Origin of the sequence: Streptococcus suis (genome assembly GCF_002960625.1) — a bacterium.
GTDB lineage: Bacteria > Bacillota > Bacilli > Lactobacillales > Streptococcaceae > Streptococcus > Streptococcus suis_T.
Genome location: NZ_POJH01000027.1, coordinates 23,965 through 49,408 on the forward strand (window position 1 = coordinate 23,965; position 25,444 = coordinate 49,408).

The 25,444-nt window shown below is 42.0% G+C and carries 26 protein-coding genes, 1 tRNA gene and 1 pseudogene; 21 read left to right on the forward strand and 7 right to left on the reverse strand.

The annotated features are described in order from the left end of the window. Positions 1 to 252: 252 nt before the first annotated feature. From C1G49_RS04670 to C1G49_RS04700, 7 genes are all read left to right on the forward strand, one after another. Positions 253 to 1,206, forward strand: a complete 954-nt coding sequence (locus C1G49_RS04670; protein ID WP_105124835.1) for a LysR family transcriptional regulator — start codon at positions 253 to 255, stop codon at positions 1,204 to 1,206. A 10-nt stretch (positions 1,207 to 1,216) separates the two neighbouring features. Beyond that, on the forward strand, positions 1,217 to 2,137 hold the full coding sequence (locus C1G49_RS04675) for an MBL fold metallo-hydrolase (RefSeq protein WP_105124804.1): 921 nt from the start codon (positions 1,217 to 1,219) through the stop codon (positions 2,135 to 2,137). A 64-nt stretch (positions 2,138 to 2,201) separates the two neighbouring features. Beyond that, on the forward strand, positions 2,202 to 3,233 hold the full coding sequence (gene holA / locus C1G49_RS04680; RefSeq protein WP_105124836.1) for a DNA polymerase III subunit delta: 1,032 nt from the start codon (positions 2,202 to 2,204) through the stop codon (positions 3,231 to 3,233). 73 nt (positions 3,234 to 3,306) lie between these two features. Further along, complete coding sequence (sodA, locus tag C1G49_RS04685; protein WP_105124805.1) at positions 3,307 to 3,912, forward strand: superoxide dismutase SodA; 606 nt, start codon at positions 3,307 to 3,309, stop codon at positions 3,910 to 3,912. A 170-nt stretch (positions 3,913 to 4,082) separates the two neighbouring features. Further along, positions 4,083 to 4,430: a 50S ribosomal protein L19 gene (rplS, locus tag C1G49_RS04690; RefSeq protein WP_011921928.1), complete on the forward strand. Its 348-nt coding sequence runs from the start codon at positions 4,083 to 4,085 to the stop codon at positions 4,428 to 4,430. Positions 4,431 to 4,579: 149 nt separating this feature from the next. Further along, the gene (locus tag C1G49_RS04695) at positions 4,580 to 5,254 is read left to right on the forward strand and encodes a hydrolase (protein WP_105124806.1); all 675 of its coding nucleotides are present in this window, start codon (positions 4,580 to 4,582) and stop codon (positions 5,252 to 5,254) included. Positions 5,255 to 5,300: 46 nt separating this feature from the next. After that, positions 5,301 to 5,372: transfer RNA gene (locus C1G49_RS04700), tRNA-Arg, on the forward strand. A gap of 221 nt (positions 5,373 to 5,593) precedes the next feature. On the opposite strand, the gene C1G49_RS04705 is transcribed toward C1G49_RS04700, so the two are convergent. The 3 genes from C1G49_RS04705 to C1G49_RS04715 are packed head-to-tail and all read right to left on the reverse strand — an operon-like array spanning position 5,594 to position 7,551. After that, positions 5,594 to 6,778 carry a chloride channel protein gene (locus tag C1G49_RS04705; protein ID WP_105124807.1) on the reverse strand — a complete coding sequence of 395 codons (1,185 nt, stop codon included), beginning with the start codon at positions 6,776 to 6,778 and terminating at the stop codon, positions 5,594 to 5,596. Beyond that, positions 6,768 to 7,046: a chorismate mutase gene (locus tag C1G49_RS04710; RefSeq protein WP_105124808.1), complete on the reverse strand. Its 279-nt coding sequence runs from the start codon at positions 7,044 to 7,046 to the stop codon at positions 6,768 to 6,770. Before C1G49_RS04710 ends, C1G49_RS04705 begins: the two co-directional genes overlap by 11 nt. A gap of 49 nt (positions 7,047 to 7,095) precedes the next feature. Continuing rightward, positions 7,096 to 7,551, reverse strand: coding sequence for a flavodoxin (locus tag C1G49_RS04715; RefSeq protein WP_105117408.1), 456 nt, complete (start codon positions 7,549 to 7,551; stop codon positions 7,096 to 7,098). Between the two features lie 94 nt (positions 7,552 to 7,645). Between C1G49_RS04715 and C1G49_RS04720 the strand changes: the two genes are divergently transcribed. From C1G49_RS04720 to serB, 8 genes are all read left to right on the forward strand, one after another. Then, complete coding sequence (locus C1G49_RS04720) at positions 7,646 to 8,590, forward strand: DHH family phosphoesterase (RefSeq protein ID WP_105124809.1); 945 nt, start codon at positions 7,646 to 7,648, stop codon at positions 8,588 to 8,590. After that, entirely contained in the window at positions 8,577 to 9,605 is a 1,029-nt protein-coding gene (locus tag C1G49_RS04725; RefSeq protein WP_105124810.1) for an FAD:protein FMN transferase, read from the forward strand. The genes C1G49_RS04720 and C1G49_RS04725 overlap by 14 nt, the downstream gene beginning before the upstream one ends. Positions 9,606 to 9,725: 120 nt before the next feature. Beyond that, complete coding sequence (locus C1G49_RS04730) at positions 9,726 to 9,968, forward strand: type B 50S ribosomal protein L31 (RefSeq protein WP_029944240.1); 243 nt, start codon at positions 9,726 to 9,728, stop codon at positions 9,966 to 9,968. Between the two features lie 376 nt (positions 9,969 to 10,344). Next, the gene (locus tag C1G49_RS04740; protein ID WP_105124811.1) at positions 10,345 to 11,562 is read left to right on the forward strand and encodes an FtsW/RodA/SpoVE family cell cycle protein; all 1,218 of its coding nucleotides are present in this window, start codon (positions 10,345 to 10,347) and stop codon (positions 11,560 to 11,562) included. 13 nt (positions 11,563 to 11,575) lie between these two features. Beyond that, positions 11,576 to 12,115 (forward strand): DJ-1 family glyoxalase III, encoded by a 540-nt coding sequence (locus C1G49_RS04745; RefSeq protein ID WP_105124812.1) that lies wholly within the window; start codon positions 11,576 to 11,578, stop codon positions 12,113 to 12,115. Positions 12,116 to 12,313: 198 nt separating this feature from the next. Next, positions 12,314 to 14,266, forward strand: a complete 1,953-nt coding sequence (gyrB, locus tag C1G49_RS04750) for a DNA topoisomerase (ATP-hydrolyzing) subunit B (protein WP_105124813.1) — start codon at positions 12,314 to 12,316, stop codon at positions 14,264 to 14,266. Positions 14,267 to 14,354: 88 nt separating this feature from the next. Beyond that, positions 14,355 to 16,079 (forward strand): septation ring formation regulator EzrA, encoded by a 1,725-nt coding sequence (gene ezrA / locus C1G49_RS04755; RefSeq protein WP_105124814.1) that lies wholly within the window; start codon positions 14,355 to 14,357, stop codon positions 16,077 to 16,079. A 42-nt stretch (positions 16,080 to 16,121) separates the two neighbouring features. After that, positions 16,122 to 16,763, forward strand: coding sequence for a phosphoserine phosphatase SerB (serB, locus tag C1G49_RS04760; RefSeq protein WP_161941341.1), 642 nt, complete (start codon positions 16,122 to 16,124; stop codon positions 16,761 to 16,763). Positions 16,764 to 16,800: 37 nt separating this feature from the next. Here the strand turns inward: serB and C1G49_RS04765 are convergent, their stop codons facing one another. Beyond that, positions 16,801 to 17,442 carry an HAD family hydrolase gene (locus C1G49_RS04765; protein WP_105124815.1) on the reverse strand — a complete coding sequence of 214 codons (642 nt, stop codon included), beginning with the start codon at positions 17,440 to 17,442 and terminating at the stop codon, positions 16,801 to 16,803. Positions 17,443 to 17,548: 106 nt separating this feature from the next. Here C1G49_RS04765 and C1G49_RS04770 point away from each other — a divergent pair, with 106 nt between their 5' ends. Next, positions 17,549 to 18,679 carry a glycerate kinase gene (locus C1G49_RS04770; RefSeq protein WP_105124816.1) on the forward strand — a complete coding sequence of 377 codons (1,131 nt, stop codon included), beginning with the start codon at positions 17,549 to 17,551 and terminating at the stop codon, positions 18,677 to 18,679. Between the two features lie 9 nt (positions 18,680 to 18,688). Here the strand turns inward: C1G49_RS04770 and C1G49_RS04775 are convergent, their stop codons facing one another. Then, a complete protein-coding gene (locus tag C1G49_RS04775) occupies positions 18,689 to 19,138 on the reverse strand; it encodes a DUF1694 domain-containing protein (RefSeq protein WP_105124817.1) in 450 nt (149 codons plus the stop codon). A 149-nt stretch (positions 19,139 to 19,287) separates the two neighbouring features. On the opposite strand from C1G49_RS04775, the gene eno reads away from it, so the two are divergent. Next, complete coding sequence (gene eno, locus C1G49_RS04780) at positions 19,288 to 20,595, forward strand: surface-displayed alpha-enolase (protein ID WP_099871461.1); 1,308 nt, start codon at positions 19,288 to 19,290, stop codon at positions 20,593 to 20,595. A gap of 231 nt (positions 20,596 to 20,826) precedes the next feature. After that, positions 20,827 to 20,916 (forward strand): annotated as a pseudogene (locus C1G49_RS11455) (haloacid dehalogenase); the annotation flags it as partial. Positions 20,917 to 20,943: 27 nt separating this feature from the next. Here C1G49_RS11455 and C1G49_RS04790 read toward each other — a convergent pair. Both C1G49_RS04790 and C1G49_RS04795 read right to left on the reverse strand, forming a co-directional pair. Continuing rightward, entirely contained in the window at positions 20,944 to 21,129 is a 186-nt protein-coding gene (locus C1G49_RS04790) for a hypothetical protein (RefSeq protein WP_105117419.1), read from the reverse strand. A 55-nt stretch (positions 21,130 to 21,184) separates the two neighbouring features. Further along, the gene (locus C1G49_RS04795; RefSeq protein ID WP_105124818.1) at positions 21,185 to 22,195 is read right to left on the reverse strand and encodes a lactonase family protein; all 1,011 of its coding nucleotides are present in this window, start codon (positions 22,193 to 22,195) and stop codon (positions 21,185 to 21,187) included. Between the two features lie 134 nt (positions 22,196 to 22,329). Between C1G49_RS04795 and C1G49_RS04800 the strand changes: the two genes are divergently transcribed. The 3 genes from C1G49_RS04800 to budA are packed head-to-tail and all read left to right on the forward strand — an operon-like array spanning position 22,330 to position 25,438. Then, positions 22,330 to 23,496: an AI-2E family transporter gene (locus C1G49_RS04800; protein ID WP_105124819.1), complete on the forward strand. Its 1,167-nt coding sequence runs from the start codon at positions 22,330 to 22,332 to the stop codon at positions 23,494 to 23,496. After that, on the forward strand, positions 23,489 to 24,718 hold the full coding sequence (locus C1G49_RS04805) for a tetratricopeptide repeat protein (RefSeq protein WP_105124820.1): 1,230 nt from the start codon (positions 23,489 to 23,491) through the stop codon (positions 24,716 to 24,718). The genes C1G49_RS04800 and C1G49_RS04805 overlap by 8 nt, the downstream gene beginning before the upstream one ends. A gap of 3 nt (positions 24,719 to 24,721) precedes the next feature. Then, a complete protein-coding gene (gene budA, locus C1G49_RS04810; protein ID WP_105124821.1) occupies positions 24,722 to 25,438 on the forward strand; it encodes an acetolactate decarboxylase in 717 nt (238 codons plus the stop codon). Positions 25,439 to 25,444: the final 6 nt, after the last annotated feature.

Below are 25,444 nucleotides of genomic sequence, written 5' to 3' on the forward strand. Positions count from 1 at the left end.
ATAGATTTTGCTTAAGAATTAGTATCAGAAACGGACAAACATCTGGAATTACAAGAGCCGATGATTTGTTCGTTTTCTTTTTCTTTTTTAAGGAGTGCTATCCTTACTCAAAAACAATTGACTTGTCCAATCAATAAGTATGCAAAATAGAGTATATATGGTATAATGATATAAACAAAACGTGTATAAGAAGAGAAGGTGAGCACTTCTCTTAAAATTGGTCCTTGTAATAGAAGGAGTAGTGTAATGGGCATGGATATTGTACAAATGGGATATCTGATCAATATCGTGGAGTGCAGATGTAATTTATCCCTTGCAGCTAAGAAAATTCATATTAGCCAGTCTGCCTTAAGTCAATTTATCACGCATTTTGAAGCGAGTGAGGGCATTCAACTATTTAATCGGAAAAATGGGCGCTTAGAGGGCCTGACAGAAGCGGGTCGTATGGTCTATCGTTTTGCGACAGAAATTGTTGCCAAATATGAAGAAATGCAGGATGTTATTCAAAAAGAAGCTGCCAAACAGCAAGGAACTATCCGACTGGGTCTTCCTTCCATCATTTTGAGAGCTTATTTTTCTCATCTTTTACCTACTTTCTACATCAATTACCCCACTATCAATATAGAAATTTTGGAGGGTGGTGGATTGGAAATATGGAAAAAATTTGTGGACAATGAGCTAAATATAGCTCTCCTAATCGAGCCGACCAATCTGGATATTAAAAAATATGAGCAACACTTAATCCACAAAGATGAGTATGTTGCGTTCATGGATAAAGACCATCCGCTAGCCAGTAAGGAATATTTGGAATGGAGCGACTTGCAGGACTATCCCATAACGACCTTTAATCAAAACTTTACCAGCTATAGCAATATTATGCAGAAGTTGAAGGATGAGAATATAGATATTCAACGTCTACATCATTCCTCTTCTTGGGACTATATGGTCGCTGCAACAGCAGGAAATGATATCGTTAGTGTGTTGCCGAATAGTGTCGAAGAATTGATTGATGAAAGTCAGTTTAGGGTCGCTCACTTTCGTGATGCCCTACCCTTTAATATCTGGCTGTGTCGACCGCATCGTAAACGAGTGGGGGAAGCAGAGAATTTCATCTATGAGGAAATACTGAAGTTTCATGTTCCAACTAGTGAAGAGCAAACGGGTGGTTGCAATTGCATGGGCAGTCTGAATGTGCCAGTCGGATAAAGGAGAAACCATGTTACAAGCATTTGAATTTGGAGAAATGAGGATTACCTGGCTACGGGGAGCTGACAAATATACAGATGCAGGTACCTTATTTGGGCCTGTCCCCAAGGCTGTTTGGTCCAGATATTATCCAACAACAGCCGACGGTTTGGTAGCTGATTTGACAGATCCTATACTCATTGAATATAAGGGGAAGAAATTTCTGATTGATAGCAGTTTGGGGACTGAAAAATTAGATGCCAAACAAGTTAGAAATTTAGGGGTTGTTTCTGAGAACAGAATGTTAGAAAGTTTGGCTGAATTGGGTTATAGCAGACAGGATATTGACGGAGTGCTGATGACCCACATGCATAACGACCATGCGGGTGGCTTGACCTGTCTTGAAGAAGGCGGTCTTGTTTCGACCTTTCCCAATGCCAACATTTACATCAATGAAATAGAATGGGATGAAGTCCGTCATCCAAATCCTCGTACCCGTGCAACCTATCTCAAGGAGAATTGGCAAGCTATTCAATCTCAAGTCAAAACCTTTGGTCCATCTATTGAAATCATCCCAGGTATTGAGATGCACAGGACAGGTGGACACAGCAAGGGGCATTCTATCATTCTATTAAAACAAGACCAGCAGACCATTATTCACATGGCAGATTTATTTCTAACGCATGCCCATCGTAATCCCTTATGGGTTGCGGCTGTGGATGATTATCCAATGGACAGTATTGCTGCTAAGACAAGGTGGATAAAGGAAGCTTATGAAAATGGCTATATTTTCCTTTTTTATCATGATTCATTTTATAGCTTACTACAGTTTGCACCAGATGGGCAAGAAGTAATGGCTTATATGGAAAGACCGCGTCCTCCCCTTGTCCCATTTACAAATCAGCAAGACAGGAAGCTGATGATCCCACCTACTGCTAAAAAACTTGGTTAGCCAGCACCCAGTGACCTACTGGGTGTCTTTTTATGGTAAAATGGAGAGAGAAGTAGAGGATGATATGACAATTATTGGACAGATTGAGAAGTTAAGAAAAGAACATTTAGGGTCCCTGACAGTCTTATGCGGTGAGGATGTTGGACAATATCAGATTGCCAAGGACTTACTTTTAAGGCAGGTGGATTTTGATCCCGCAGATTTGGGTTTTGCCTATTTTGATATGTCTGAGGCTGACTACAGTCAGGTCGATTTGGACTTGGTATCTTTGCCATTTTTTTCAGATGAAAAAGTAGTCATATTAGACTATTTTGCCGATTTGACGACGGATAAAAAGCGGTATTTGACGGATGACGAACTCAAGCAATTTGAGGTTTATTTGGAAAACCCTGTCGAAACAACCCGTTTGATTATCCTAGCCCCAGGAAAGTTAGACAGCAAGCGTCGTCTGGTCAAACTCCTCAAACGAGATGGACTGGTACTGGAAGCCAATCCCTTGAAGGAAACAGACTTGCGACAGTATTTCCAGAAAGAACTGGGTCGTCTAGGTCTGAATATGGATGGAGATGTCTTTCAGTATTTGTTGGTAAAATCTAATTTTGAGTTTGCGGAAGTCAGTAAAAACCTAGCCTTCTTGCAGTCTTATAAAGGACAAAATTTGATTACTATGGCAGATATTGATGCTGCCATTCCTAAGACCTTACAGGATAATATTTTTGACCTGACCCAATTGGTTCTTCAATCCAAAATCGATGAAGCCCGTCAACTTGTTCGTGATTTACGTTTACAGGGGGAGGATGAAATCAAGCTGATTGCCATTATGTTGACCCAATTCCGCACTTATTTACAGGTTCAACTTCTTCGAGAACAAGGCAAGAGTGAGCCACAAATGGTAGCAGAATTGTCAGAAATCATGGGGCGAAAGGTCAATCCCTATCAAATCAAATTTGCGCTTCGGGATTCGCGCTACTTATCTCTTGGATTTTTGAAAAAGGTGGTCAAATTGTTGATTGAAACAGACTACCAAATTAAAACAGGTGTGTTTGAAAAAGACTATCTTTTTGACCTAGCTTTGCTAAAAATTTCAAGTATATAGTCAGACAAATAAGTTGAAAAGGCTCTCACAATGGAGTAAAATAAGATTATCATATAGACAGAGGAGTACAAAAATGGCAATTATTTTACCAGATTTACCATACGCATACGATGCCTTGGAACCACATATTGATGCAGAAACAATGACCCTGCACCATGACAAGCACCATGCAACTTATGTTGCAAATGCCAATGCTGCCCTTGAAAAACACCCAGAAATCGGCGAAGACTTGGTAGCACTCTTGTCAGATGTGGAGAAAATTCCAGCTGACATCCGTCAAGCTCTTATCAACAACGGTGGTGGTCACCTGAACCACGCACTTTTCTGGGAATTGCTTTCACCAGAAAAAACAGAAATTTCAGCGGAATTGGCAGCAGATATTGATGCGACCTTCGGTTCATTTGATGCCTTCCAAGAAGCATTCACTACAGCTGCAACAACTCGCTTCGGTTCAGGTTGGGCTTTCTTGGTTGTCAACAAAGAAGGCAAGTTGGAAGTTATCTCAACTGCTAACCAAGACACACCGATCATGCAAGGTTTGAAACCAATCTTGGCACTAGATGTTTGGGAACACGCCTACTACCTCAACTACCGTAACGTCCGTCCAAACTACATCAAAGCCTTCTTTGAGATTATCAACTGGAACAAAGTTGACGAACTTTATAAAGCAGCTAAATAAGATGGTAAAACAGGCGATTTTTCGCTTGTTTTTTTCAATATTTTGAGTATTTTTCTTTACAAGAAAAGAGGATTTTAGTATAATTTATTTTGTGTGTAATGGACGCACAAAAATACAGTTTATCCGCTGGGTTTAAAAGCACCTATGATTGACAAAGATAGGAGAATAAAATGAATCCATTGATCCAAAGTTTGACAGAAGGTCAACTTCGTACTGATATCCCTTCATTCCGTCCTGGTGACACTGTACGTGTTCACGCTAAGGTTGTCGAAGGTAACCGCGAACGTATCCAGATTTTCGAGGGTGTTGTTATCTCTCGTAAAGGCCAAGGCATCTCAGAAATGTACACTGTACGTAAAATCTCTGGTGGTGTAGGTGTTGAGCGTACATTCCCAATCCACACTCCACGTGTTGATAAGATTGAAGTAGTACGTTACGGTAAAGTACGTCGTGCTAAATTGTACTACCTACGTGCATTGCAAGGTAAAGCAGCGCGTATCAAAGAAATCCGTCGCTAAGATGGGAAGAAGCAGCGAAAGTTGCTTCTTTTTTGTTTCTAATAGATGGTATCCTATGTTTATAAGTGCTACTCAAGATGAGTGGAATTATCTAGCTATTAACATAAAAAATATGTTATACTATGTCTATAGATATAAGGAGGTCCCGAATGAGTAAGCAAGTTATTCCAGCTGTTTTGTCTGATTTACGCCAGGATATTGTGCAAGTGCCTGACATCATAAAGGAATGTAGTGGTATTCGTATTTATGGTCGCCGTATCCGCTCGGTTTTATTTACAACGGATGTGGCGATTATTGCCAATCATAATGCAGATGCCGTTTTAGCAGTTTATCCATTTACTCCTAGTCCAGCCATCCTTAAAAGTATTATGATGGTTGCTTCTGTCCCGGTTTTAGCTGGTGTTGGTGGTGGATTAACGACAGGAATGCGGTCGGCCAATATGAGTTTGCTTTCTGAGTCCGAAGGAGCTTACGCTGTTGTGGTCAATGGTCCTACGGATGTTAAAACCATTGAGCAAATTAACAAGATGGCTGATATTCCCATTATCTACACAGTCGTTTCAGAGAAGGCAGACTTGTTATCACGAATTGAGGCTGGCGTAGATATTTTAAACGTTTCCTGTGGACTAGAAACTCCTGAGGTAGTGAAAAAAATACGTGAAGTTCTTCCAGATTTTCCCATCATTGCGACAGGCGGTCCAACTGAAGAATCCATCCGTCGTGTTATCGAAGCAGGAGCCAATGCCATTTCCTATACCGCTCCAAGCAATGCCGAACTCTTTAAAAAGAAAATGGAAAAATATCGAATATCAAGTAAGGACTAGCCCGACCTTGCAATCTTCTATTTTATGAGTTAAAATAGAAGAGTAGCTTCCCTTAGTTAAATGGATATAACAAATTCCTCCTAAGAATTAGTTGCAGGTTCGATTCCTGCAGGGGAGATAGATAAAATAACAAAAACCCTTGAAATATCAATATTTTCAAGGGTTTTGTTTAGTCTAAAAAGTGACCGAGGGGCAAAAAAGGGCAAGTTATTCATCGTTCTCAACTCCTGCGTCTGCATGGATAGCAGAGAGGATTTTCGATTAAAGCCAATTAAGATGATACCATGTTTCTATCAGTGAGATGGGAGCATTTTTAATTTGGAAAAAGAGAGGAAGATGTCACCTCACCTGCATCCCATAAATCGTTTGTTTTCTGTTTACAAGATAAGCTAGGGCAAGCACTGGAATGGCGTAGGGGATGATATTCCAACCAAATACCTCGTAGCTGATTAAAATCGGAGCCAGTAATGTGTTGGTTGCTGAGCCAAACACAGCACAATAGCCAAGGGCTGCAACAAGTTCAGTTGGTAAACCAAGTAAGCCAGCTAAAAGAGCGCCAGAACTAGCGCCAATGGCAAAGAGAGGAGTGACCTCACCCCCTTGAAAACCTGCAGCTAAACACAAGCAAGTGAGCAGAAGCTTGAGTAGCCAGTCATAAGCAAATACGGGCTCCCCAACCAAACTAGCATCAATCAAATTGGTTCCCAAACCAGCATAACGACCTTGATGGAAGAAGAAAAGTAGAACGCTTAGTCCAACTCCCATGATAGCTATTTTAATGTAAGGATTTGGCAACCAGCGAGACGAATACCTTTTTGCTTGTTCTAAAAGCCAGGCAAAAAGATTACCAATGATACCAAAACATAGTGCCAATAGAAGTAATTTGAAACCGTAGGTAAGCTGGAAAGGGGGAGCCGAAATGGCATGAGCAAATTTTTCTAAGCCCAATAAATGTGAAGTAGTAGAGGCTGTAAAGGCAGCTATTAAACAATAGACCAAATTTCTCCAAGCATATTGACCAACGATCAAGACCTCGATGGCAAAGAAACTGGCTGCCAAGGGTGTTTGAAAGAGCCCAGCAAAACCAGCCGCCATCCCCATCTTCGTCACCATATCTTTGGACAAACCTGAAAAAACTTGCTTCTGTAGCCCATGCGAAAGACTGGCTCCAAGCTGAACGGCTACACCTTCACGACCAACAGAAGCGCCAAAAAGATGACTGAGCCAGGTCGTGCAGATGATGAGCGGTACTAAGACTGGAGAAATGTGATTGTCTTTACCCTGTCCAGCTTTAAAAACCAACCCCATCCCAGCTTGAACTTCTCTGCCCCATTTTTGATAGACAAATACAACTACTAACCCAGCCAATGCAAGAAAAGGAACAAGGTAATCGAAATAGTCGGACCGTATTTGTCCAATTTCTAATAAAAACTTCCCGAAGAATGTAGTGACCAGTCCAGCTAACAGTCCCATGAGGACGGAAAAGAGCAGGAGTTGAAGTATTTGTTTGCCTTTACTGGTCATCGCTAGCTAGTTTTCCAGCTTGATAGACTCTGGACTGGGCCATGATGTCGCTAAAGGTCGCTTGAATAGTAGAGCGGTAATCTTCTTTCTGGACTAGCTTTCCAACGCGTTCAAGGACAGCATTTTCTCTGCTAGTATCTAAGACAGGTTTGCCAGTGGCTTGCTTATAAGCTGTGACTTGATCAACTAGCTCCATGCGTTGTTCAAGCAAGTCAACTAATTGACTATCTATAGCGTTAATATTTTCCCGGATATGATCTAGATTCATTTTTTCTCCTTTTAAGAAAACCAGTAACAGATGTTACTGGTTGATTTGATTATTCATTTACTTTTGCAGCAAGGTCAGTAGCAAATTTTTCGAGGTTAACGATATCCTCGTCTTCAGCAGCAAGGTCTACCTTGACATTTTCAGCCCCCTTGACTGCACCACGTGAACCAAGCATGACATCAAAGTCATCTACTGCACTACAGAAGTCATCATAGAAGGTATCACCAGAACCGCAAACACCGTACACCTTACCAGTCAAATCCAAGTCCGCTAGGTCAGCATAGAAATCAACGATTTCATCTGGAAGCTCACCATCACCACCATATGAATAAGTGTAGCTGGCTACGACAATTAAGTCAGCATCCAAGATTTCTTCTGTTTCAATGGTCGTACATTCGTGCACCTGTACTTCCAAACCCAACTCTTCTAGCTTACTGGCGACGATATCAGCAATTTCTTCTGTGTTACCAGTCATACTAGCGTAAACAATTTTTGCTAGTGCCATAATTTCCTCCAAATTACATAGTAATCTTATTATACCATACTCCCATCATTTTCAAAAGGGGAAGTTTATGCTAAAATGATGAAAAGGAGTTGCTATGACTATTTACAATACAATTATCGAAAAAATTCGCGAATACGACACCATTATCATTCATCGTCACCAACGACCAGATCCAGATGCTATTGGCAGTCAGGTTGGCTTGCAAAAACTCTTGCAGAAGAATTTTCCTGAAAAAACCATCAAGGTAACTGGTTTCAATGAGCCGAATCTGGCTTGGATGGCAGAAATGGATCAGGTTTCCGACCAAGATTATCAAGGGGCCTTGGTTATCGTGACAGACACTGCCAATACGGCGCGTGTGGATGATGACCGCTACACTCAGGGTGATTTCCTGATTAAAATCGACCACCATCCAAATGAAGAGCCATACGGCGACTTGCTCTGGGTCAATACTGAGGCTAGCTCATGCAGTGAAATGATTGCAGAATTGGCCCTTCAAAGCCAGTTGGAATTGGATGGGGAAACTGCTTGTCTGTTATATGCTGGTATTGTTGGTGATACGGGACGTTTTCTTTATCCGGCGACTAGCTCACGCACTTTTGAAATTGTTGCTCGACTTCGTCATGAAGACTTTGACTTCGCAAGGATGTCTCGCCAGATGGATACCATTGATTTCAAGATTGCCAAGTTGACAGGTTACGTTTACGACAACTTGGAAGTCGATGAGCACGGTGCGGCACGGGTCATTTTGACTCAGGATATCCTCAAAAAATACGGGGTGACTGATGCGGATACATCCTTTATCGTTGGGGCTCCAGGGCGGATTGGCACTGTACAATCTTGGGGGATTTTTGTGGAACAAACTGACGGAAATTACAGGGTTCGCTTACGCAGCAAGTACATTCCGATAAACGAGATTGCCAAGCGCCACGATGGCGGTGGCCACCCACTAGCCAGCGGTGCTAACTCTTATTCCCTTTCCGAAAATGAGCAAATCTATCAAGAAATTCAAGAGGTCGTGAGGAATGCAAGCAAGTAGCCGTTCCCTTCGTCTAATGGGAACCATCATAGAAACTAAAATATGGCATCCAGAAGCTGAACCGATTTTGGATCAGGTAGAAGAATTGCTCTATCTCTATAAAGATCGGTTTTCTGCCAATGATTTGACATCTGAATTGATGGAGGTCAATCTAAACGCAGGAGTTCAAGCAGTTCCTGTTGCCGATGACCTGTATGAATTGATAAAATTGGGCAAGGAACACAGTCTGGCTGAGGCTAGTTTTCTGAACATTACTATTGGTCCTTTGGTGCAAACCTGGCGGATTGGATTTAGTGATGCTAAGCTCCCTAGTCCCGAAGTCATCTCAGAAAAACTCCAGCTCATCAATCCAAGGGATATCGAACTCGATGACCAAGAGCAGACGGTCTATCTAAAAAAAGAAGGCATGGCCATTGATCTGGGCGCCCTAGCCAAAGGTTATGTAGCAGATAGGATTGTTGATTTTCTAAAAAGGATTGGAGTAGAGGCTGGGCTGATTAACCTGGGAGGCAATGTCTTGACGTTTGGACAGGCTCCGCATAATCCAGATGGTTGCTGGCGAATTGGGATTCAGGATCCTCAGAAAACACGGGGTGAAAATGCCCTCGTCCTCAAGATAGGCGAAGAGTCGGTTGTCACCTCTGGTATTTACGAACGTAGCCTCACGGTAGATGGTCAGACCTACCACCACATTTTAAGTTCGCAAACGGGTTATCCTATCCAGAGTCAGCTGGCCAGTGTGACCATTGTGTCTAAAAACTCTGTCGATGGTGAAATTTGGACGACCAGACTGTTCGGTCAAACCATAAATCAGACTTTGAAAGAAGTCGAAGAGACGGATGGTCTTGAGGCGGTCTTGATAGGTCTCGATGGGAAGATTTTTGTGACCTCAGGACTTTCTGAAAAAATTCTGGCAGGCAAGGAGCGAATCTCAGATAGTTTGGGGAGCCCATCCAGAGGGGGATTTGGGGCAAGAGTGACCTCAGACCTGGCTTCTGGGGCTTCTGTCCTCTAATGTGCTAAAAATGTTTGAAAAATCGGTAAAAAGACTTGCCAGAAGAAAAAAGTTTTGGTAAACTTAAATGGTTATAATCTATGGCTCGGAAAGAGTCCATGGCAGAAAGGAATTTTTAAAATGAAAAAAGATATCCATCCAGAATATCGCACTGTTGTCTTCATGGACACAACTACTGGCTACAAGTTCCTTAGTGGTTCAACTAAGAAAACTAGCGAAACTGTAGAATTCGAAGGTGAAACTTACCCATTGATCCGTGTGGAAATTTCATCAGACTCACACCCATTCTATACTGGACGTCAAAAGTTCACTCAAGCAGATGGACGTGTGGATCGTTTCAACAAAAAATACGGTCTCAAGTAAAAAACAACCCCAACGGGTTGTTTTTTCTTCGCATCTTTAAATACGAAAAGGCGAATACAACCCCAACGGGTTGTTTTTTCACGAGCTTGAAAATAAAAGAGCGAGTTATGGTCCAGTGGACCATTTTTTCTTTGCCTCTAGAAATAAAAGAGGGCTTTTTTGGTGAGTGATTGCCAAAATGATTGCCATTTGTCTGAATATACATTGTAGATAAATGTTCGAGTTTTTAGTGTGTTGACCAGTCGATTTTTTCTTCCTGCTAGAGCCTTTTCGTTTTTTTTGCTATAATGTTAAAAGCTATATTTAGTGCTGTATTCACAGTTTAGCACTTTACTTGTGAATACCAGTTCTTAGAAACGAAAGTATGAGGTAATCTATGAAATACAGAGGAACGATAGATAGTCGAATTGACTACTCTCTTATTTTACCAGTCTTTTTTTTATTGGTTGTAGGCATCTTAGCTCTTTTTATTGCAGTGAGTCAGGACTATCCAGATAGCGTCCTACAAATGGTGGGGCAACAAATTGCCTGGATAGGTATTGGAATCGGAGCAGCATTCCTGGTGATGTTCTTTTCGACCAAATTTCTCTGGCAGATAACTCCATTTTTATATGTACTTGGCCTAGGATTGATGGTCCTTCCCCTGTTCTTCTACAGTCCAGACCTGGTGGCTTCGACAGGTGCGAAAAACTGGGTAACCATTGGCGGTATGACCCTCTTTCAGCCGTCGGAATTTATGAAAATATCCTATATTGTCATGATTGCAAGGGTTATTGTCACCTTCCATAAGCACCATACTGAACGAGGTCTTCGAGAAGATTTTATGCTGATTGCTTATATGACTCTCTTTACTCTTCCTGTTTTGGTACTACTGGCCTTGCAGAGTGACTTGGGAACTTCTTTGGTATTCGTGGCCATATTCAGCGGGATGCTTCTCCTGTCGGGGGTGTCATGGAAAATCCTCCTACCGACAGCTGTGACCATCTTAGTACTGCTTGCAGGCTTTATGCTGATTTTTGTATCGCCAGGTGGAACAACCTTCCTGCATAATATGGGAATGGATACCTATAAAATCAACCGTATTTCAGCTTGGTTAGACCCCTTTAAACACGCACAATCAACGACCTATCAACAGGCTCAAAGTTTGATTGCTATCGGTAGCGGTGGTCTGAAAGGTCTAGGGTTCAATAAAACAAATCTGCTCATTCCCGTTCGAGAAAGTGATATGATTTTTACAGTTATCGGTGAGGATTTTGGTTTTATCGGTGGGACAGTCTTGATTGGCCTCTACCTCCTGCTGATTTATCGGATGTTACGGATTACACTAAAATCCAATAATCGATATTATACCTACATTTCTACAGGTTATATTATGATGCTCCTCTTCCATGTATTTGAAAATATCGGGGCAGCTACTGGTTTACTACCTCTGACAGGTATCCCACTTCCATTCATCTCTCAAGGTGGCTCTTCTATAGTGTCCAATCTGATTGGGATTGGCTTGGTACTATCCATGAGTTACCAGTCGCATCTGGCGGATGAAAAAGAAGAAGTGAGATCACGGAAATACAGGAAAATTACGTTAGAACGTTAGAAAGTTGGTTACTATGGTAAAAGTTGCAGTTATGTTGGCAAATGGCTTTGAAGAAATTGAAGCCTTGGCCCCTGTCGATATTTTTCGAAGAGCAGATTTTCAATGCGATATGATTGGTTTAACCAGTATTCGTGTGGAAGGTTCCCATGCTATCAAGGTTGAAGCAGACAGTTTGTTTGATGGGGATTTGAGCCAGTATGATTTGATTGTCCTACCGGGAGGGATGCCTGGTTCAATAAATCTCCGTGATGATGACCGTTTGATTGCAGAATTGCAAAAGGCTGTTGCAAATGGGAAACGGGTTGCGGCTATCTGTGCGGCCCCAATCGTTCTAGATAGGGCTGGTTTACTAGATGGTCGTCGCTATACGTGTTTCCCAGGAAAAGAGGCGGACATTGATTTAGGCAGTCATGTTGAAGAAAATGTAGTCGTCGATGGACCGATTATTACCAGCCGAGGCGCAGGTACTAGCCTGGAGTTTGCCTACAAATTGGTTGACTTACTTGGTGGCGATGGTCAAGGGCTGGCAAAGGTCATGGTTCATAAAAATTAGAGGAACAATGTGTTCAACACTAGGGAGCTGAAGGAGAAAATTCAGCTCCTTTTTGGTGGGAATTTTATGAAAAATATGGTATAATGTTGGGTACGATTGTAAAGTTTTTATACTCTTGTTTTTCCTATCCAGATACTTCAAATCTTGTCGGATGGTTTAACGTTTTTGAGAGTAGAGCTTAGAAATAAAGGAATAAGAATGACAGAAGAAATCAAAGATTTACAAGAAAAAGCACAGGAATATGATGCCAGTCAGATTCAGGTTTTGGAAGGTCTGGAAGCTGTTCGTATGCGTCCAGGTATGTATATCGGAACAACCTCTAAAGAGGGTCTTCACCATCTGGTTTGGGAAATTGTCGATAACTCCATTGACGAGGCTTTGGCCGGTTTTGCCAGCAAGATTGAAGTCTATATCGAACCAGATAATTCCATCACAGTTGTGGACAATGGTCGTGGTATTCCGGTCGATATTCAGGAAAAAACAGGTCGACCTGCCGTAGAAACAGTTTTCACCGTTCTCCATGCCGGAGGAAAATTTGGCGGAGGCGGATATAAGGTTTCTGGTGGTTTGCATGGCGTAGGCTCATCCGTAGTAAATGCCCTTTCGACCCAGTTGGATGTCCATGTTTATAAAAATGGTCAGGTTTATTTCCAAGAATACCGTCGTGGTGAGGTGGTTGCTGATTTGAAGATTGTGGGTGAAACAGACCGCACTGGTACGACTGTACATTTTACACCAGACCCAGAAATCTTTACTGAAACGACGGAGTTCGAGTTTGCTAAACTAAATAAGCGGATCCAAGAACTAGCCTTCCTAAACCGCGGTTTAAATCTTTCGATTACGGACAAGCGTGAGGGAATGGAACAGACTAAGGAATATCACTATGAAGGTGGTATTGCTTCATATGTGGAATACCTCAATGAGAACAAAGATGTTATCTTTGAAACACCTATTTACACAGAGGGTGAAATGGATGACATCACAGTCGAAGTAGCTATGCAATACACGACTAGCTACCATGAAAATGTGGTCAGCTTTGCCAACAATATCCACACCCACGAAGGTGGCACCCACGAACAAGGTTTCCGTACGGCTCTGACGCGTGTCATCAACGACTATGCAAAGAAGAATAAAATTCTCAAGGAAAATGATGACAACCTAACTGGTGAGGATGTGCGTGAGGGTCTGACAGCTGTTATTTCTGTTAAGCACCCAGGTCCTCAGTTTGAAGGACAAACCAAGACCAAGCTTGGAAATAGCGAGGTTGTCAAAATCACTAACCGTTTGTTCTCGGATGCCTTTTCAGAATTCCTTTTGGAGCATCCTCAGATTGCTCGTCGGATTGTGGACAAGGGGATTGTAGCGGCCAAGGCGCGGATTGCTGCCAAACGGGCGCGTGAGGTGACCCGTAAGAAGTCAGGTCTTGAAATTTCTAACCTGCCAGGTAAATTGGCGGATTGTTCGTCAAACGATGCAACCAAGACAGAGCTCTTCATTGTAGAGGGGGATTCTGCGGGTGGTTCAGCAAAATCTGGTCGTGACCGTGAGTTCCAAGCTATTTTGCCTATTCGTGGTAAGATTTTGAACGTGGAAAAGGCCAGCATGGATAAGATTTTGGCCAACGAGGAAATCCGCAGCTTGTTTACAGCTATGGGAACTGGCTTTGGAGCGGATTTTGATGTAGAGAAGGCACGTTATCAGAAATTGGTCATCATGACCGATGCCGATGTTGACGGAGCCCATATTCGTACCTTGCTCTTAACCCTCTTCTACCGCTATATGCGTCCGATTGTAGAAGCTGGATATGTGTACATTGCCCAGCCACCAATTTATGGTGTTAAGGTTGGAAGTGAGATTAAAGAATACATTCAACCGGGTGCCAATCAGGAACAAGAATTACAAGAAGCCTTAGAAAGACATAGTACTGGACGTTCTAAACCAACCATCCAACGTTATAAGGGATTGGGTGAAATGGATGACCATCAGTTGTGGGAAACAACCATGAATCCAGAGAATCGTCTGATGGCGCGTGTTTCAGTTGATGATGCTGCAGAAGCAGATAAGATTTTTGATATGTTGATGGGGGACAAGGTTGAGCCTCGCCGTGAGTTTATCGAAGAAAATGCGGTATATTCAACATTAGATGTCTAAAAACTGAGAAAACAAGTGCATAAGCTAGAGATTTATGGTATAATAAAGCAATATTTTCTAGTAATTACTATGAACTAAGGAGATTTACATGCCTACAGGAACAATCATCTTAATCGTTTCGATTGTTATTATTTTAATCGTTGCCTACGTAGCCTGCCTGATTGTTCGCAAACGTAATGACAACCTCTTGGTTGCATTAGAAGAGCGCAAGGAAGAGCTATTTAACCTCCCTGTAAATGAAGAAGTTGAAGCGGTAAAATCCCTTCATTTGATTGGTCAAAGCCAGGTTTCCTTCCGTGAGTGGAATCAAAAATGGGTTGATCTATCCCTCAATTCATTTGCCGATATTGAAAATCATATTTTTGAAGCAGAAGCCTTTAACAATTCTTTCCGTTTTGTCAGTGCTAAAAATGCGATTGACAGCATTGAAAGCCAAATCGACTTGATTGAAGAAGACATTGCTTCTATCCGTCACGGTCTGATGGATTTGAAAGAGCAAGAGGAGAAGAACTCTGGTCGTGTCAAACACGCCTTGGATTTGTTTGAAAATCTACAAGCCGCTGTTCGTGATAATTCTGAAAGTTTTGGAGAAACCCTGCCAGAACTTGAAAAACAACTGAAGAATATTGAAGTTGAGTTCTCAGAGTTTGTTATGCTCAATTCATCTGGAGATCCGATTGAAGCTTCTGAAATCCTTGATAAGACTGAGGAGCATATGATTGCCCTCAATCAGATTATGGATCGCATTCCTCATTTGATTGAACGTGTGAGCAAGGATTTTCCAGAACAGTTGGAAGATTTGGAATCAGGCTATCGTAAACTTGTGGAGCAAAACTACTTGTTTACAGAAGGAAATATCGAGTCCCAATTCCAAAATATCCGCGTTTCAATTCGTGAAAATACTGCCTTGATTGTTTCCTTTGACTTGGATGCTGCAGAAGCTGAAAATGAAGGTATTCAAGGGAAGATTGATCACTTGTATAAGCTCTTTAATCGTGAGATTGAGGCGAATAAGTCCGCTAATAAGATTAGCAAGAACTTGCCAAAATTCTTGGAGCATGTGGTACAAAATACCAAGCTCTTGGATGAAGAAAGCCAACGTTTGAATGCCCATTACCTCTTGGCAGATAGCAAGCTTTCTCGTATCAACCAGCTGAAAAAACGTTTGGAAACCATTGAAATCGTCGTAGCTGAGAGTGTTGAGGGGATTGAGACACCACAAGTGGCTTACTCAATCTTGGAAGAACGCTTGGAACATTCGCTTTCTAGTTTGAAAGAAATCGAAGAAGAACAAATTGTATTGGCTGAATATCTTAAATCACAAGAATTATCAGAAAGTACAGCTCGTAAGAAAGCTACTCTCTATATCAATAAGCTTCATACCCTAAAACGCTACATGGAGAAACGCAATCTTCCTGGTATCCCGGCTGAGTTTCTGACAAACTTCTTCAGAACCAGTGACCATGTGGAAGGTCTGATTGCAGAATTGGATTATAAACGAATTAACATCGAAGTTGTTAATCGTTTGTTAGAAAATGCGACTTACGATATGAATCAGTTGGAAGAATTAGCTTACCTTATCGTTCAGAATGCGACCTTGACAGAACAACTCTTGCAGTATTCTAACCGCTATCGTTCAACTGATGAAGGAATTCAAGCAGCCTTCAATCGTTCACTAGACATTTTTGAAAGAGACTTTGACTACCAAGCAGCTTTTGAAGAAATTTCATTTGCCTTGGAAACAGTTGAACCCGGTGTAACAGAACGCTTTGTTCGTTCCTATGAAAAAACACGCGAAGCAATTCGTTACTAAATAAAAAGCCGTTTGGCTTTTTATTTTTATACAAGAAAGGATATGAAAATGACAAAAGGTTTATTGGTTATGGATGTGGATTCAACACTTATCATGGAAGAAGGTATTGACCTTCTTGGTGAGGAAGCGGGTGTAGGGGAGCAGGTTGCAGACATTACAGAACGTGCTATGCGTGGGGAATTGGATTTTGAAGAAGCATTACGCGAGCGTGTTGCCTTGTTAAAGGGACTGCCTGTTTCTGTTTTTGATCGAATCATGGAAAAAATTCATTTTACACCAGGGGCAGTGGAATTGGTTACGGAATTAAAAAATCGTGGTTTCAAGATTGCAGTCGTATCAGGTGGATTTCATGAAACAGTGGATCGTCTTGCTAGTCAGTTAGAATTAGATTATGTTCGTGCCAATCGTTTAGAAGTAGTTGATGGATTTTTGACAGGTCAAGTTTTGGGAGATATTGTGACCAAGGATACCAAGAAGGCTTGTTTGGAAGCCTGGGCGGCTGAAAATGGCCTAGCTCTATCTCAGACTATTGCTATGGGGGATGGGGCAAATGACCTACCGATGATTCAAAGAGCAGGAATTGGTGTGGCCTTCTGTGCCAAGCCAATTGTGCAAGAACAGGCACCTTATCAAATCAATGAAAAAAATCTCTATAAACTAATAGAGATTTTGGATGGTAAATAATGAGGAAGTCAGCTGTTTGCTGGCTTTTTCTGTTTGCTTAGACTAAGAGTTGTTTTAGGTCCAGAAGGTTTTCGGCTATCATTGTTGCGCCAGCCTTTTCCAATTCTTGTCGATTTCCGTAGCCATATAGGACGCCGATAGAAGCTAGTTGGTTGGCCTGGGCTCCTTCGATATCATGTTCACGGTCCCCGACCATAATGGTTGTTTGCGGATCGTAATCCAGCTGTGCTAAGGCATAGGTGATGACATCTGACTTACGAATACGGCTGCTATCTAAACTGGCTCCAGCAATAATATCAAAATAATGAGCAATGCCAAAATATTCTAGAATTTGCTTAGCAAAGACTTCCGGTTTAGAGGTGGCGATAGCCAAGGTTTTACCTGCTTCCGTCAGAGCTTCTAAAAGAGGAATAACACCGTCGTAGAGTTGGTTTTCAAACATGCCCTTTTCTTTAAAATAAACTCGAAAGGCATCAACAGCTACCTGGGTATCTGCTGGATTTAGTTGATAAAAACGAGAAAAGGATTCATAGAGCGGTGGACCGATAAAGCGTTGTAAACTAGCCAAGTCAGGCTCTTCAATACCCATTTGGTCCAATGCGTAGGCGACGGAATTTAGGATACCTTGCCCAGAATCTGTTAAGGTACCGTCAAGGTCAAATAAAATAGTCTGATACATGGAAGCCTCCTTTTGTCCAGTATATCATGTTTTAAGGAAATACTCGAATTTTTCTTGAAAGACCTGGAAAGGAGTGCTACAATTTATATAGAAAGGTGGGATATCTATGCGTATTCTAATTGCTCCAGATTCCTTCAAAGAATCTCTTTCAGCAGCAGAGGTTGCTAAAGCCATAAAGCAAGGATTTGCAAAGGTCTATCCCCAGGCAAGTTATGATTTGCTTCCCTTGGGTGATGGAGGTGAAGGAACCCTCGACAGTTTGACGCAAGCCTTGGATTTAGAGAAATACCAGACAGAAGTGACAGGACCATTTGGGGATAGGATATGTGTTACCTATGCAATGCGAGATGGTCTTGCTGTTTTTGAAATGGCTGCGATAGTGGGACTTGCCAGCATTCCGCTAGAAAAAAGAAATCCTTTGCAAGTTTCTACTAGAGGGGTGGGTGAACTGCTGGTTGAACTGGTGCAGAAAGGTGCCAACCAGTTTTTCATCGGAATTGGTGGATCTGCCAGCCATGATGGTGGCATTGGAATGGCAGCAGGCCTTGGTATGAAATTCTATGACAGAGAGGGGCAGGAACTGGAAGCCATTGGGGCTAATCTGGGTAAGATTGCGGACTTTTCCCAAGATGACATAGGTATTGATTTGTCGTCTGTTCAGATTGATTTGGTAACTGACGTGGATAATTTACTCTGCGGGCCTCAGGGAGCCACTTATGTTTTTGCTGGTCAGAAGGGGCTGGAGGCCACGAAGTTTGAGCAAGTGGATAGAGAGATGGAAAGATTTTATCAGCTTGTTAACCCAGCAATCTTGACATTGGCTGGAGCTGGTGCTGGAGGCGGTATGGCGGCAGGCTTGGTGCAGTTTGCAGGTGCCCGCATCCAAACAGGTATAAACTTTGTTCTGGATCAATTAGATTTTGACAAGCGAGTAGCTGAGGCTGACCTAGTTATTGTCGGAGAGGGGCGGCTGGATGCCCAGAGTTTAGCAGGCAAAACGCCAATCGGTGTAGCTCGAAGGACCCCAGCACCTATTCCCATCATCGCTATTTGTGGCAGTTTGAAGGATGATTTACCTGATTTTCCTTTTGAAAATATCTGCGCCGCTTTTCCTATTATTGCGGAAGTTGATAACCTAGAAAACACGCTTCAAAAAGCAGAAAAAACCCTGGTCCGCACAGCAGAACAGGTGGCAAGAATTCTTCAGTTGGGAGGAAAATTGGAGGAATTTGATTAAAGAAATAGCTTATCCAAATAATTTTTTCCAGAAGGAGGGTTTTTGCTCTTCCTTTTTTTCTTCCTTCTGGACAAGATTTGGAAAGATAACTTCTAAGTTAATTTCTTCTAAATCAACTGCATGATCTGTATGGAAGACCAGAGCGTACGGAGATTGCCCAATTTTCTCATCGATGATGGAAGTAGTAATTCCATGGGCTTGAGCGAGTTTCATCAAGGAAATTTGTTGCTTGTCCGCCAGGGAGGGAGAGAGTTTAAGAAAGAGAGGTATGTAGCTATTTGCTAGCTTTTGGCAGATGGTATCGAATGCCGATATGACAAACTCATTTGCTAGGTCCTCGAAGGTGAGAAGAAGGACAACGCGCTCGCGATAGGTGCCCATGTATAAGCGCTGTTCATCAGGGTTTAGACGGGTTTCACCAGAGGCTTTTTGTAGGATTGTAGTATGTAAATTAGTCATAGTTTTAGTATAGCATATCCCAGTAAAAACGCAAAGGAAGGCGTTTACATTATTTCTTTCAGTAAAATAGCCTATTTTTTCTTGAAAAATCTCTTATTTTAGGGTATGATAGCAGTGTAACTATTTTAAACTCAAAGGAGAGTAATATAATGTCAATTATTACTGATGTTTACGCTCGCGAAGTCCTTGACTCACGCGGTAACCCTACACTTGAAGTTGAAGTTTATACTGAATCAGGTGCTTTCGGACGTGGTATGGTTCCTTCAGGAGCTTCTACTGGTGAGCACGAAGCAGTTGAGCTTCGCGATGGTGACAAATCTCGTTACCTTGGTCTTGGTACTCAAAAAGCTGTTGACAACGTAAATAACGTGATTGCTGACGCTATCATTGGTTATGACGTTCGTGATCAACAAGCTATCGACCGCGCTATGATCGCTCTTGACGGTACTCCTAACAAAGGTAAATTGGGTGCAAACGCAATCCTCGGTGTTTCTATCGCTGTTGCGCGTGCAGCTGCTGACTACCTTGAAGTGCCACTTTACACTTACCTTGGTGGATTCAACACTAAAGTATTGCCAACTCCAATGATGAACATCATCAACGGTGGTTCTCACTCAGACGCTCCAATCGCTTTCCAAGAATTCATGATCTTGCCAGTTGGCGCTCCTTCATTCAAAGAAGGTCTTCGTTGGGGTGCTGAAGTATTCCACGCTTTGAAGAAAATCTTGAAAGCTCGTGGTTTGGTAACAGCTGTTGGTGACGAAGGTGGTTTCGCTCCTAAGTTCGAAGGAACTGAAGATGGTGTTGAAACAATCATCGAAGCTATCGAAGCTGCTGGTTACGAAGCTGGCGAAAACGGAATCATGATCGGTTTCGACTGTGCGTCATCTGAATTCTACGACAAAGAGCGTAAAGTTTACGACTATACTAAATTCGAAGGCGAAGGCGCTGCTGTTCGTACATCTGCAGAGCAAATCGATTACCTTGAAGAATTGGTTAACAAATACCCAATCATCACTATCGAAGATGGTATGGATGAAAACGACTGGGATGGCTGGAAAGCTCTTACTGAGCGTCTTGGCAAACGCGTTCAATTGGTTGGTGACGACTTCTTCGTAACAAACACTGACTACCTTGCACGTGGTATCAAAGAAGGTGCTGCTAACTCAATCCTTATCAAAGTTAACCAAATCGGTACTCTTACTGAAACATTTGAAGCTATCGAAATGGCTAAAGAAGCTGGCTACACTGCGGTTGTGTCACACCGTTCAGGTGAAACTGAAGATTCAACAATCGCTGACATCGCAGTTGCAACTAACGCTGGCCAAATCAAGACTGGTTCATTGTCACGTACAGACCGTATTGCTAAATACAACCAATTACTTCGTATCGAAGATCAACTTGGTGAAGTTGCAGTCTACAAAGGCTTGAACTCATTCTACAACTTGAAAAAATAAATTAGTACAGTGTACTAATTTATCCCCGAGTTAGTATAACGAGGGTTATAATAAAAACAAGTCCGAAAATCTTCGGACTTGTTTTTCAATGTCTGGTAGACTGTTTTATCCCCGAGCTAGCATAGCGAGGGTTATAGTAAGAACAAGTCTGGAAATCTCCAGACTTGTTTTTCGTAGTCCAGTGTACTAATTTATCCTCGAGTTAGAATAGCGAGGGTTATAGTAAGAACAAGTGAAAATGAAAGATTGAAGAGTGATTGGGTAATTACTTCATTGCAAGAGATAACAAATATTTTTGAAGAAACAAAAAAACTAGACTGAACATTCTCAGCCTAGTTTTTACATGTATTAGAACAAGCCTTTAACCTTGTCCAAAAGACCGCTTACGCCTTCAGAACCTGACAACAAGCCTTTTGCTTGCTCCAAGTATTCGCCGAAGTTGTCTTTGTTTTCTTCGATAAATTGTTTAGCTCCGTCAAAGTCTTTGTTTGCGATTAAGTCTTTAACTTCGTTGAAAAGATCTACTGGATTCATGTAATTCACCTCCTATACAAATATTAAACCAAAAATAGAGCGATTTCACAACTGATTAGTCTTCAAAAAATGTGACACATACAGCTTCTGGTAGGTAAAAATCATGAGAAAGTTCCGTCAGTCGACCTGTTTCTGTATCTCTTGAAAAAACAGTCGCATTATCAGAATCTTGGTGGACGGCGATCAGATGTTTCTCGTCTGGGCTTAGGGTAAAGTCACGAGGTGTCTTGCCCTGGGTTGACACGATTTGGACCAATTCAAGACTGGCATCACCAAGTGTTTTGTAGACGGCGATTGAGTCGTTACCACGGTTAGAACCGTAGACAAATTTTCCATCTTTGGTGATACGAATAGCAGCTGTGCCATTGAAGCCTGTATGGTCTTGTGGAAGTGTAGAGATAGTTTGTAGGTGCTCGAACTCTCCCCAGCCATCGTAAATAAGGACTTCAATAGTTGAATTAAGTTCGCAGATGAGGTAGGCAATTTTCGCAACCGGATGGAAAACGATGTGGCGTGGACCACTTCCAGCAGCGGCCTGATAGGTTGCCAATTTTTCTACTTTTCCTTGTTCATTGACCTTATAGGTCACGACCTGGTCACAACCTAAATCACAGGTCACCAAGAACTTATCAGGTGTCAAATCAGAAAAGTGAACATGGGCGGATGCTTGATTTTCATGTGGACCAGAACCTTGGTGCTGAGCAATATCAGTAAGTTCTAGGGAGCCATTTTCTAGTCGTTTATAGACCAGAACTTGTCCCTTGTGGTAATTGGCGGCATAAACTAGATTTCGTTCGTCATCTATGGCTACATAGCAGTGGGGCGCCCCTTCGCTGACGACATGGTTTAGCAAGCTGAAATCTGTATCGAAAGCTACGATTCCCCCTTGTCCATTTTCAGCTCCGACTGAGTATAGTCGACCAGCCTTATCGAAAGCAAGGTAGGTTGGGTTTGGCTCTTCAGCAACCAATTCTAAGTTACTGAGTTGCCCAGTTTCGCTATTAAATTGTGCCTTATAAATACCTTTTGATTCACGTTTGGTATAAGTACCGAAATAGACAGCCATGCTTATCTCCTTTGAAAATGGTTGCTAAAATTATACCATATTTCTCCTGTAAAGTCTGAGAAAGCCTATGGTTTATTTGTCTAAAATACTCCATTACATGATACAATAGAGAAAAAGAATGAGGAGTGAGCGAGATGGATGAACAGCAGCAACGATTTAGAATGTCCTGGTTTTTTAAGTGGTTTGTAAACAATCAGGCTGTTACTTTTTTTCTAGTAACCTTATTGGTTCTATTAACTATTTTTGTTTTTACTAAGGTCAGCTTTTTGCTGAAGCCGATTGGGAGTTTTATTGAAATTATTCTCCTGCCCATGTTGTTGACAGGTTTGCTCTATTATCTCTTAAATCCTATTGTGGATTGGTTAGAGAAATATAAGATTACACGGACAGCTGCTATTTCGGTCTTATTTGTATTGATTGGCATGCTTTTGGTTTGGGGCTTGGCTGTTGTTATTCCAAGTATTCAAGGGCAGGTCGTTTCTTTCGCCCAAAATCTGCCGTCTAATATTCAAAAGATTGAAAGTCAAGTGACGACCTTATTGGAAAATGAACAATTTGAACAGTTCCGTCCAACTGCCTTGGAAATTTTGAATAAGGTCAATGACCAAATTGTTTCCTATGCGCAGAAATTTTCTTCCAGTGCGGTAAACTGGGCTAGTAGCTTGATTTCAACGGCATCGCAGATTATCGTGGCTATTTTGATTATGCCCTTTATTCTCTTCTATCTATTACGAGATGGTCAGCATTTAAATCGTCATGTCACCCAGTACTTGCCGACAAAATGGCGTTCATCCGTCAGCAAGGTTTTGACAGATGTCAATGCTCAGTTGTCTAACTATGTTCGTGGTCAGGTGACGGTTGCTATTATTGTTGCTCTCATGTTTTCTGTCATGTTTTCAGTGATTGGACTTAGTTATCCTGTAACCTTGGGGGTTATGGCTGGTTTCCTTAATCTGATACCCTACTTGGGCTCATTTTTGGCTATGATTCCTGCAGTAGTGTTAGGATTGATTGCTGGACCTGTCATGTTGGTCAAGGTTTTGATTGTTTTCATGTTGGAGCAGACCATTGAAGGTCGTTTTGTAACTCCACTTATTATTGGTAGCTCTTTGAGTATTCACCCCATTACCATTTTGTTCGTCTTGTTGACTGCTGGTCAGATGTATGGTGTGTTAGGGGTCTTGTTAGGAATTCCAATTTATGCCTCTATTAAGGTAGTGGTCAAGGCGGCTTTTAACTGGTATAGAGAGTATAGCGGTTTATATGTTGAGGAAGGGGAACAGACGGTTCGAGATGAATAATAGTGAAAAAATGTTGATTTGCCTGCAAGAGCAGGATTTACAGAAGGCAGATAAGTATTTCAAACGTGCCTTGGCAGAAGATGACAGCGACACGCTCTTATCCTTGGCCACTTATCTGGAAAGTATTGGCTTCTTTCATCAGGCACGGGATATCTATACCAAGCTCTTGCCTGACTTTCCTGAGTTAGCCTTACAACTGGCTCAGATTGCTTTTGAGGATGGCCTGGTTGAAGAAGCTTTCGGATACTTGGAGGAAATCCCAGAAGATAGCCCAGTTTATGTGGAAGCTTTATTGGTCAAGGCAGATTTGTATCAGGCAGAAGGATTGTCAGATGTGGCGCGTGAAAAATTGTTAGAAGCAAGTCACTTATCAGATGAACCAATTATTTTATTTGGCTTAGCAGAGTTGGATATGGAGTTGGAATTTTTTAATGAAGCCATCTCTTACTATGCCCAGCTGGATAATCGTGAAATCTACGAATTAACGGGAGTGTCTACCTATCAGCGAATTGGCATTGCCTATGCAAGTTTGGGGAAATTTGAAGCGGCCATTGAATTTCTGGAAAAAGCTGTCGAGTTGGAATACGATGACCAGACTGTTTTTGAGTTAGCTGCTCTGCTATTTGAAAGCGAAGAATACCAAAAGGCCAATCTCTACTTCAAGCAGCTGGACACCATCAATCCTGATTTTGAGGGCTATGAATATGCCTACGCCCAATCCCTTCATGCCGAGCATAAGATTGAAGAAGCCTTGGCAATGACAGAAAAGGGCTTGACCAAAAATGATTTTGATGCCAATCTCTTGCTGCAAGCTTCTCAGTATGCTTATGAAATGCACGATGAGGCAGCTGCTGAAGACTATCTTCTCAAAGCAAGGGAAGTGGCAGATGACAGTAACGAACTAGCTCTGCGCTTGTCCAATCTCTATTTGGAGCAGGAGCGGTTTGATGAGGTTGTGGCCCTCTTTGACGAGGATTTGGCCAATGTCTTGGCGCGTTGGAATGTAGCTAAGGCCTATCAAGCTCTGGAAAGAGATGAGGAAGCGAGTGAGATTTACGCTGAATTAGCTAGAGAATTGGCAGAAAATCCTGAATTTTTGGCTGATTATGTAGGTTTATTACGTCAACTTGGTCGTTTGGAGGAGGCAAGAGAACAAGCTAGCCGTTATATCCAATTGGTGCCAGATGACTTGGCCATGCAAGAATTTTTGAATGAAGAGTAAGTTATGCAAGTAAATCGATTATTTCAATACAATACACTCGGTGCCTTGATGGCGGGTTTATATGACGGTTCTTTGACGGTGGGCGAATTGTTGGAACATGGTGATTTGGGTTTAGGTACACTGGATTCTATTGATGGTGAGTTGATTGTCCTAGATGGAAAGGCTTATCAGGCCAAGGGGGCTGGGGAGAAACCAGAAGTGGTTGAAGTTCCTGCCGATATGAAGGTTCCCTATGCGGCGGTTATTTTCCATGAAGCAGATGTGATTTTTAAACAACGCTTTGAAATGACTAGCGATGAATTGCACCAGCGGATTGAATCCTATTATGATGGAGAAAATCTTTTTCGTTCTATCAAAATCAAAGGGACGTTTTCACGGATGCATGTCCGTATGATTCCTAAATCGGCTTCGGATGTTCGATTTGCGGAGGTGGCTAGTCGTCAGCCTGAGTATACCGCCGAGAACATTTCGGGTACTATTGTTGGTATTTGGACACCAGAGATTTTTCATGGTGTCAGTGTGGCAGGTTATCATTTGCATTTTATCTCAGACGATTTGACCTTTGGGGGTCATGTCATGGACTATATCATTTCACAAGGAAATATCGAGGTTGGCCCAGTCGATCAGCTGGATCAACGCTTTCCAGTTCAGGACCGCCAGTATCTGTTTGCTAAGTTCAATGCTAAGGAAGTTAGAGAAGATATTGATAAGGCGGAGTAGTTATAA

What these genes read in the sequence shown, in the direction of transcription:
- C1G49_RS04670 (WP_105124835.1), top strand. Translation starts at nt 253, where the DNA reads ATGGATATTGTACAAATGGGATATCTGATCAATATCGTGGAGTGCAGA.
- C1G49_RS04675 (WP_105124804.1), top strand. Translation starts at nt 1,217, where the DNA reads ATGTTACAAGCATTTGAATTTGGAGAAATGAGGATTACCTGGCTACGG.
- holA (WP_105124836.1), top strand. Translation starts at nt 2,202, where the DNA reads ATGACAATTATTGGACAGATTGAGAAGTTAAGAAAAGAACATTTAGGG.
- sodA (WP_105124805.1), top strand. Translation starts at nt 3,307, where the DNA reads ATGGCAATTATTTTACCAGATTTACCATACGCATACGATGCCTTGGAA.
- rplS (WP_011921928.1), top strand. Translation starts at nt 4,083, where the DNA reads ATGAATCCATTGATCCAAAGTTTGACAGAAGGTCAACTTCGTACTGAT.
- C1G49_RS04695 (WP_105124806.1), top strand. Translation starts at nt 4,580, where the DNA reads ATGAGTAAGCAAGTTATTCCAGCTGTTTTGTCTGATTTACGCCAGGAT.
- C1G49_RS04705 (WP_105124807.1), bottom strand. Translation starts at nt 6,778, where the DNA reads ATGACCAGTAAAGGCAAACAAATACTTCAACTCCTGCTCTTTTCCGTC.
- C1G49_RS04710 (WP_105124808.1), bottom strand. Translation starts at nt 7,046, where the DNA reads ATGAATCTAGATCATATCCGGGAAAATATTAACGCTATAGATAGTCAA.
- C1G49_RS04715 (WP_105117408.1), bottom strand. Translation starts at nt 7,551, where the DNA reads ATGGCACTAGCAAAAATTGTTTACGCTAGTATGACTGGTAACACAGAA.
- C1G49_RS04720 (WP_105124809.1), top strand. Translation starts at nt 7,646, where the DNA reads ATGACTATTTACAATACAATTATCGAAAAAATTCGCGAATACGACACC.
- C1G49_RS04725 (WP_105124810.1), top strand. Translation starts at nt 8,577, where the DNA reads ATGCAAGCAAGTAGCCGTTCCCTTCGTCTAATGGGAACCATCATAGAA.
- C1G49_RS04730 (WP_029944240.1), top strand. Translation starts at nt 9,726, where the DNA reads ATGAAAAAAGATATCCATCCAGAATATCGCACTGTTGTCTTCATGGAC.
- C1G49_RS04740 (WP_105124811.1), top strand. Translation starts at nt 10,345, where the DNA reads ATGAAATACAGAGGAACGATAGATAGTCGAATTGACTACTCTCTTATT.
- C1G49_RS04745 (WP_105124812.1), top strand. Translation starts at nt 11,576, where the DNA reads ATGGTAAAAGTTGCAGTTATGTTGGCAAATGGCTTTGAAGAAATTGAA.
- gyrB (WP_105124813.1), top strand. Translation starts at nt 12,314, where the DNA reads ATGACAGAAGAAATCAAAGATTTACAAGAAAAAGCACAGGAATATGAT.
- ezrA (WP_105124814.1), top strand. Translation starts at nt 14,355, where the DNA reads ATGCCTACAGGAACAATCATCTTAATCGTTTCGATTGTTATTATTTTA.
- serB (WP_161941341.1), top strand. Translation starts at nt 16,122, where the DNA reads ATGAAAATGACAAAAGGTTTATTGGTTATGGATGTGGATTCAACACTT.
- C1G49_RS04765 (WP_105124815.1), bottom strand. Translation starts at nt 17,442, where the DNA reads ATGTATCAGACTATTTTATTTGACCTTGACGGTACCTTAACAGATTCT.
- C1G49_RS04770 (WP_105124816.1), top strand. Translation starts at nt 17,549, where the DNA reads ATGCGTATTCTAATTGCTCCAGATTCCTTCAAAGAATCTCTTTCAGCA.
- C1G49_RS04775 (WP_105124817.1), bottom strand. Translation starts at nt 19,138, where the DNA reads ATGACTAATTTACATACTACAATCCTACAAAAAGCCTCTGGTGAAACC.
- eno (WP_099871461.1), top strand. Translation starts at nt 19,288, where the DNA reads ATGTCAATTATTACTGATGTTTACGCTCGCGAAGTCCTTGACTCACGC.
- C1G49_RS04790 (WP_105117419.1), bottom strand. Translation starts at nt 21,129, where the DNA reads ATGAATCCAGTAGATCTTTTCAACGAAGTTAAAGACTTAATCGCAAAC.
- C1G49_RS04795 (WP_105124818.1), bottom strand. Translation starts at nt 22,195, where the DNA reads ATGGCTGTCTATTTCGGTACTTATACCAAACGTGAATCAAAAGGTATT.
- C1G49_RS04800 (WP_105124819.1), top strand. Translation starts at nt 22,330, where the DNA reads ATGGATGAACAGCAGCAACGATTTAGAATGTCCTGGTTTTTTAAGTGG.
- C1G49_RS04805 (WP_105124820.1), top strand. Translation starts at nt 23,489, where the DNA reads ATGAATAATAGTGAAAAAATGTTGATTTGCCTGCAAGAGCAGGATTTA.
- budA (WP_105124821.1), top strand. Translation starts at nt 24,722, where the DNA reads ATGCAAGTAAATCGATTATTTCAATACAATACACTCGGTGCCTTGATG.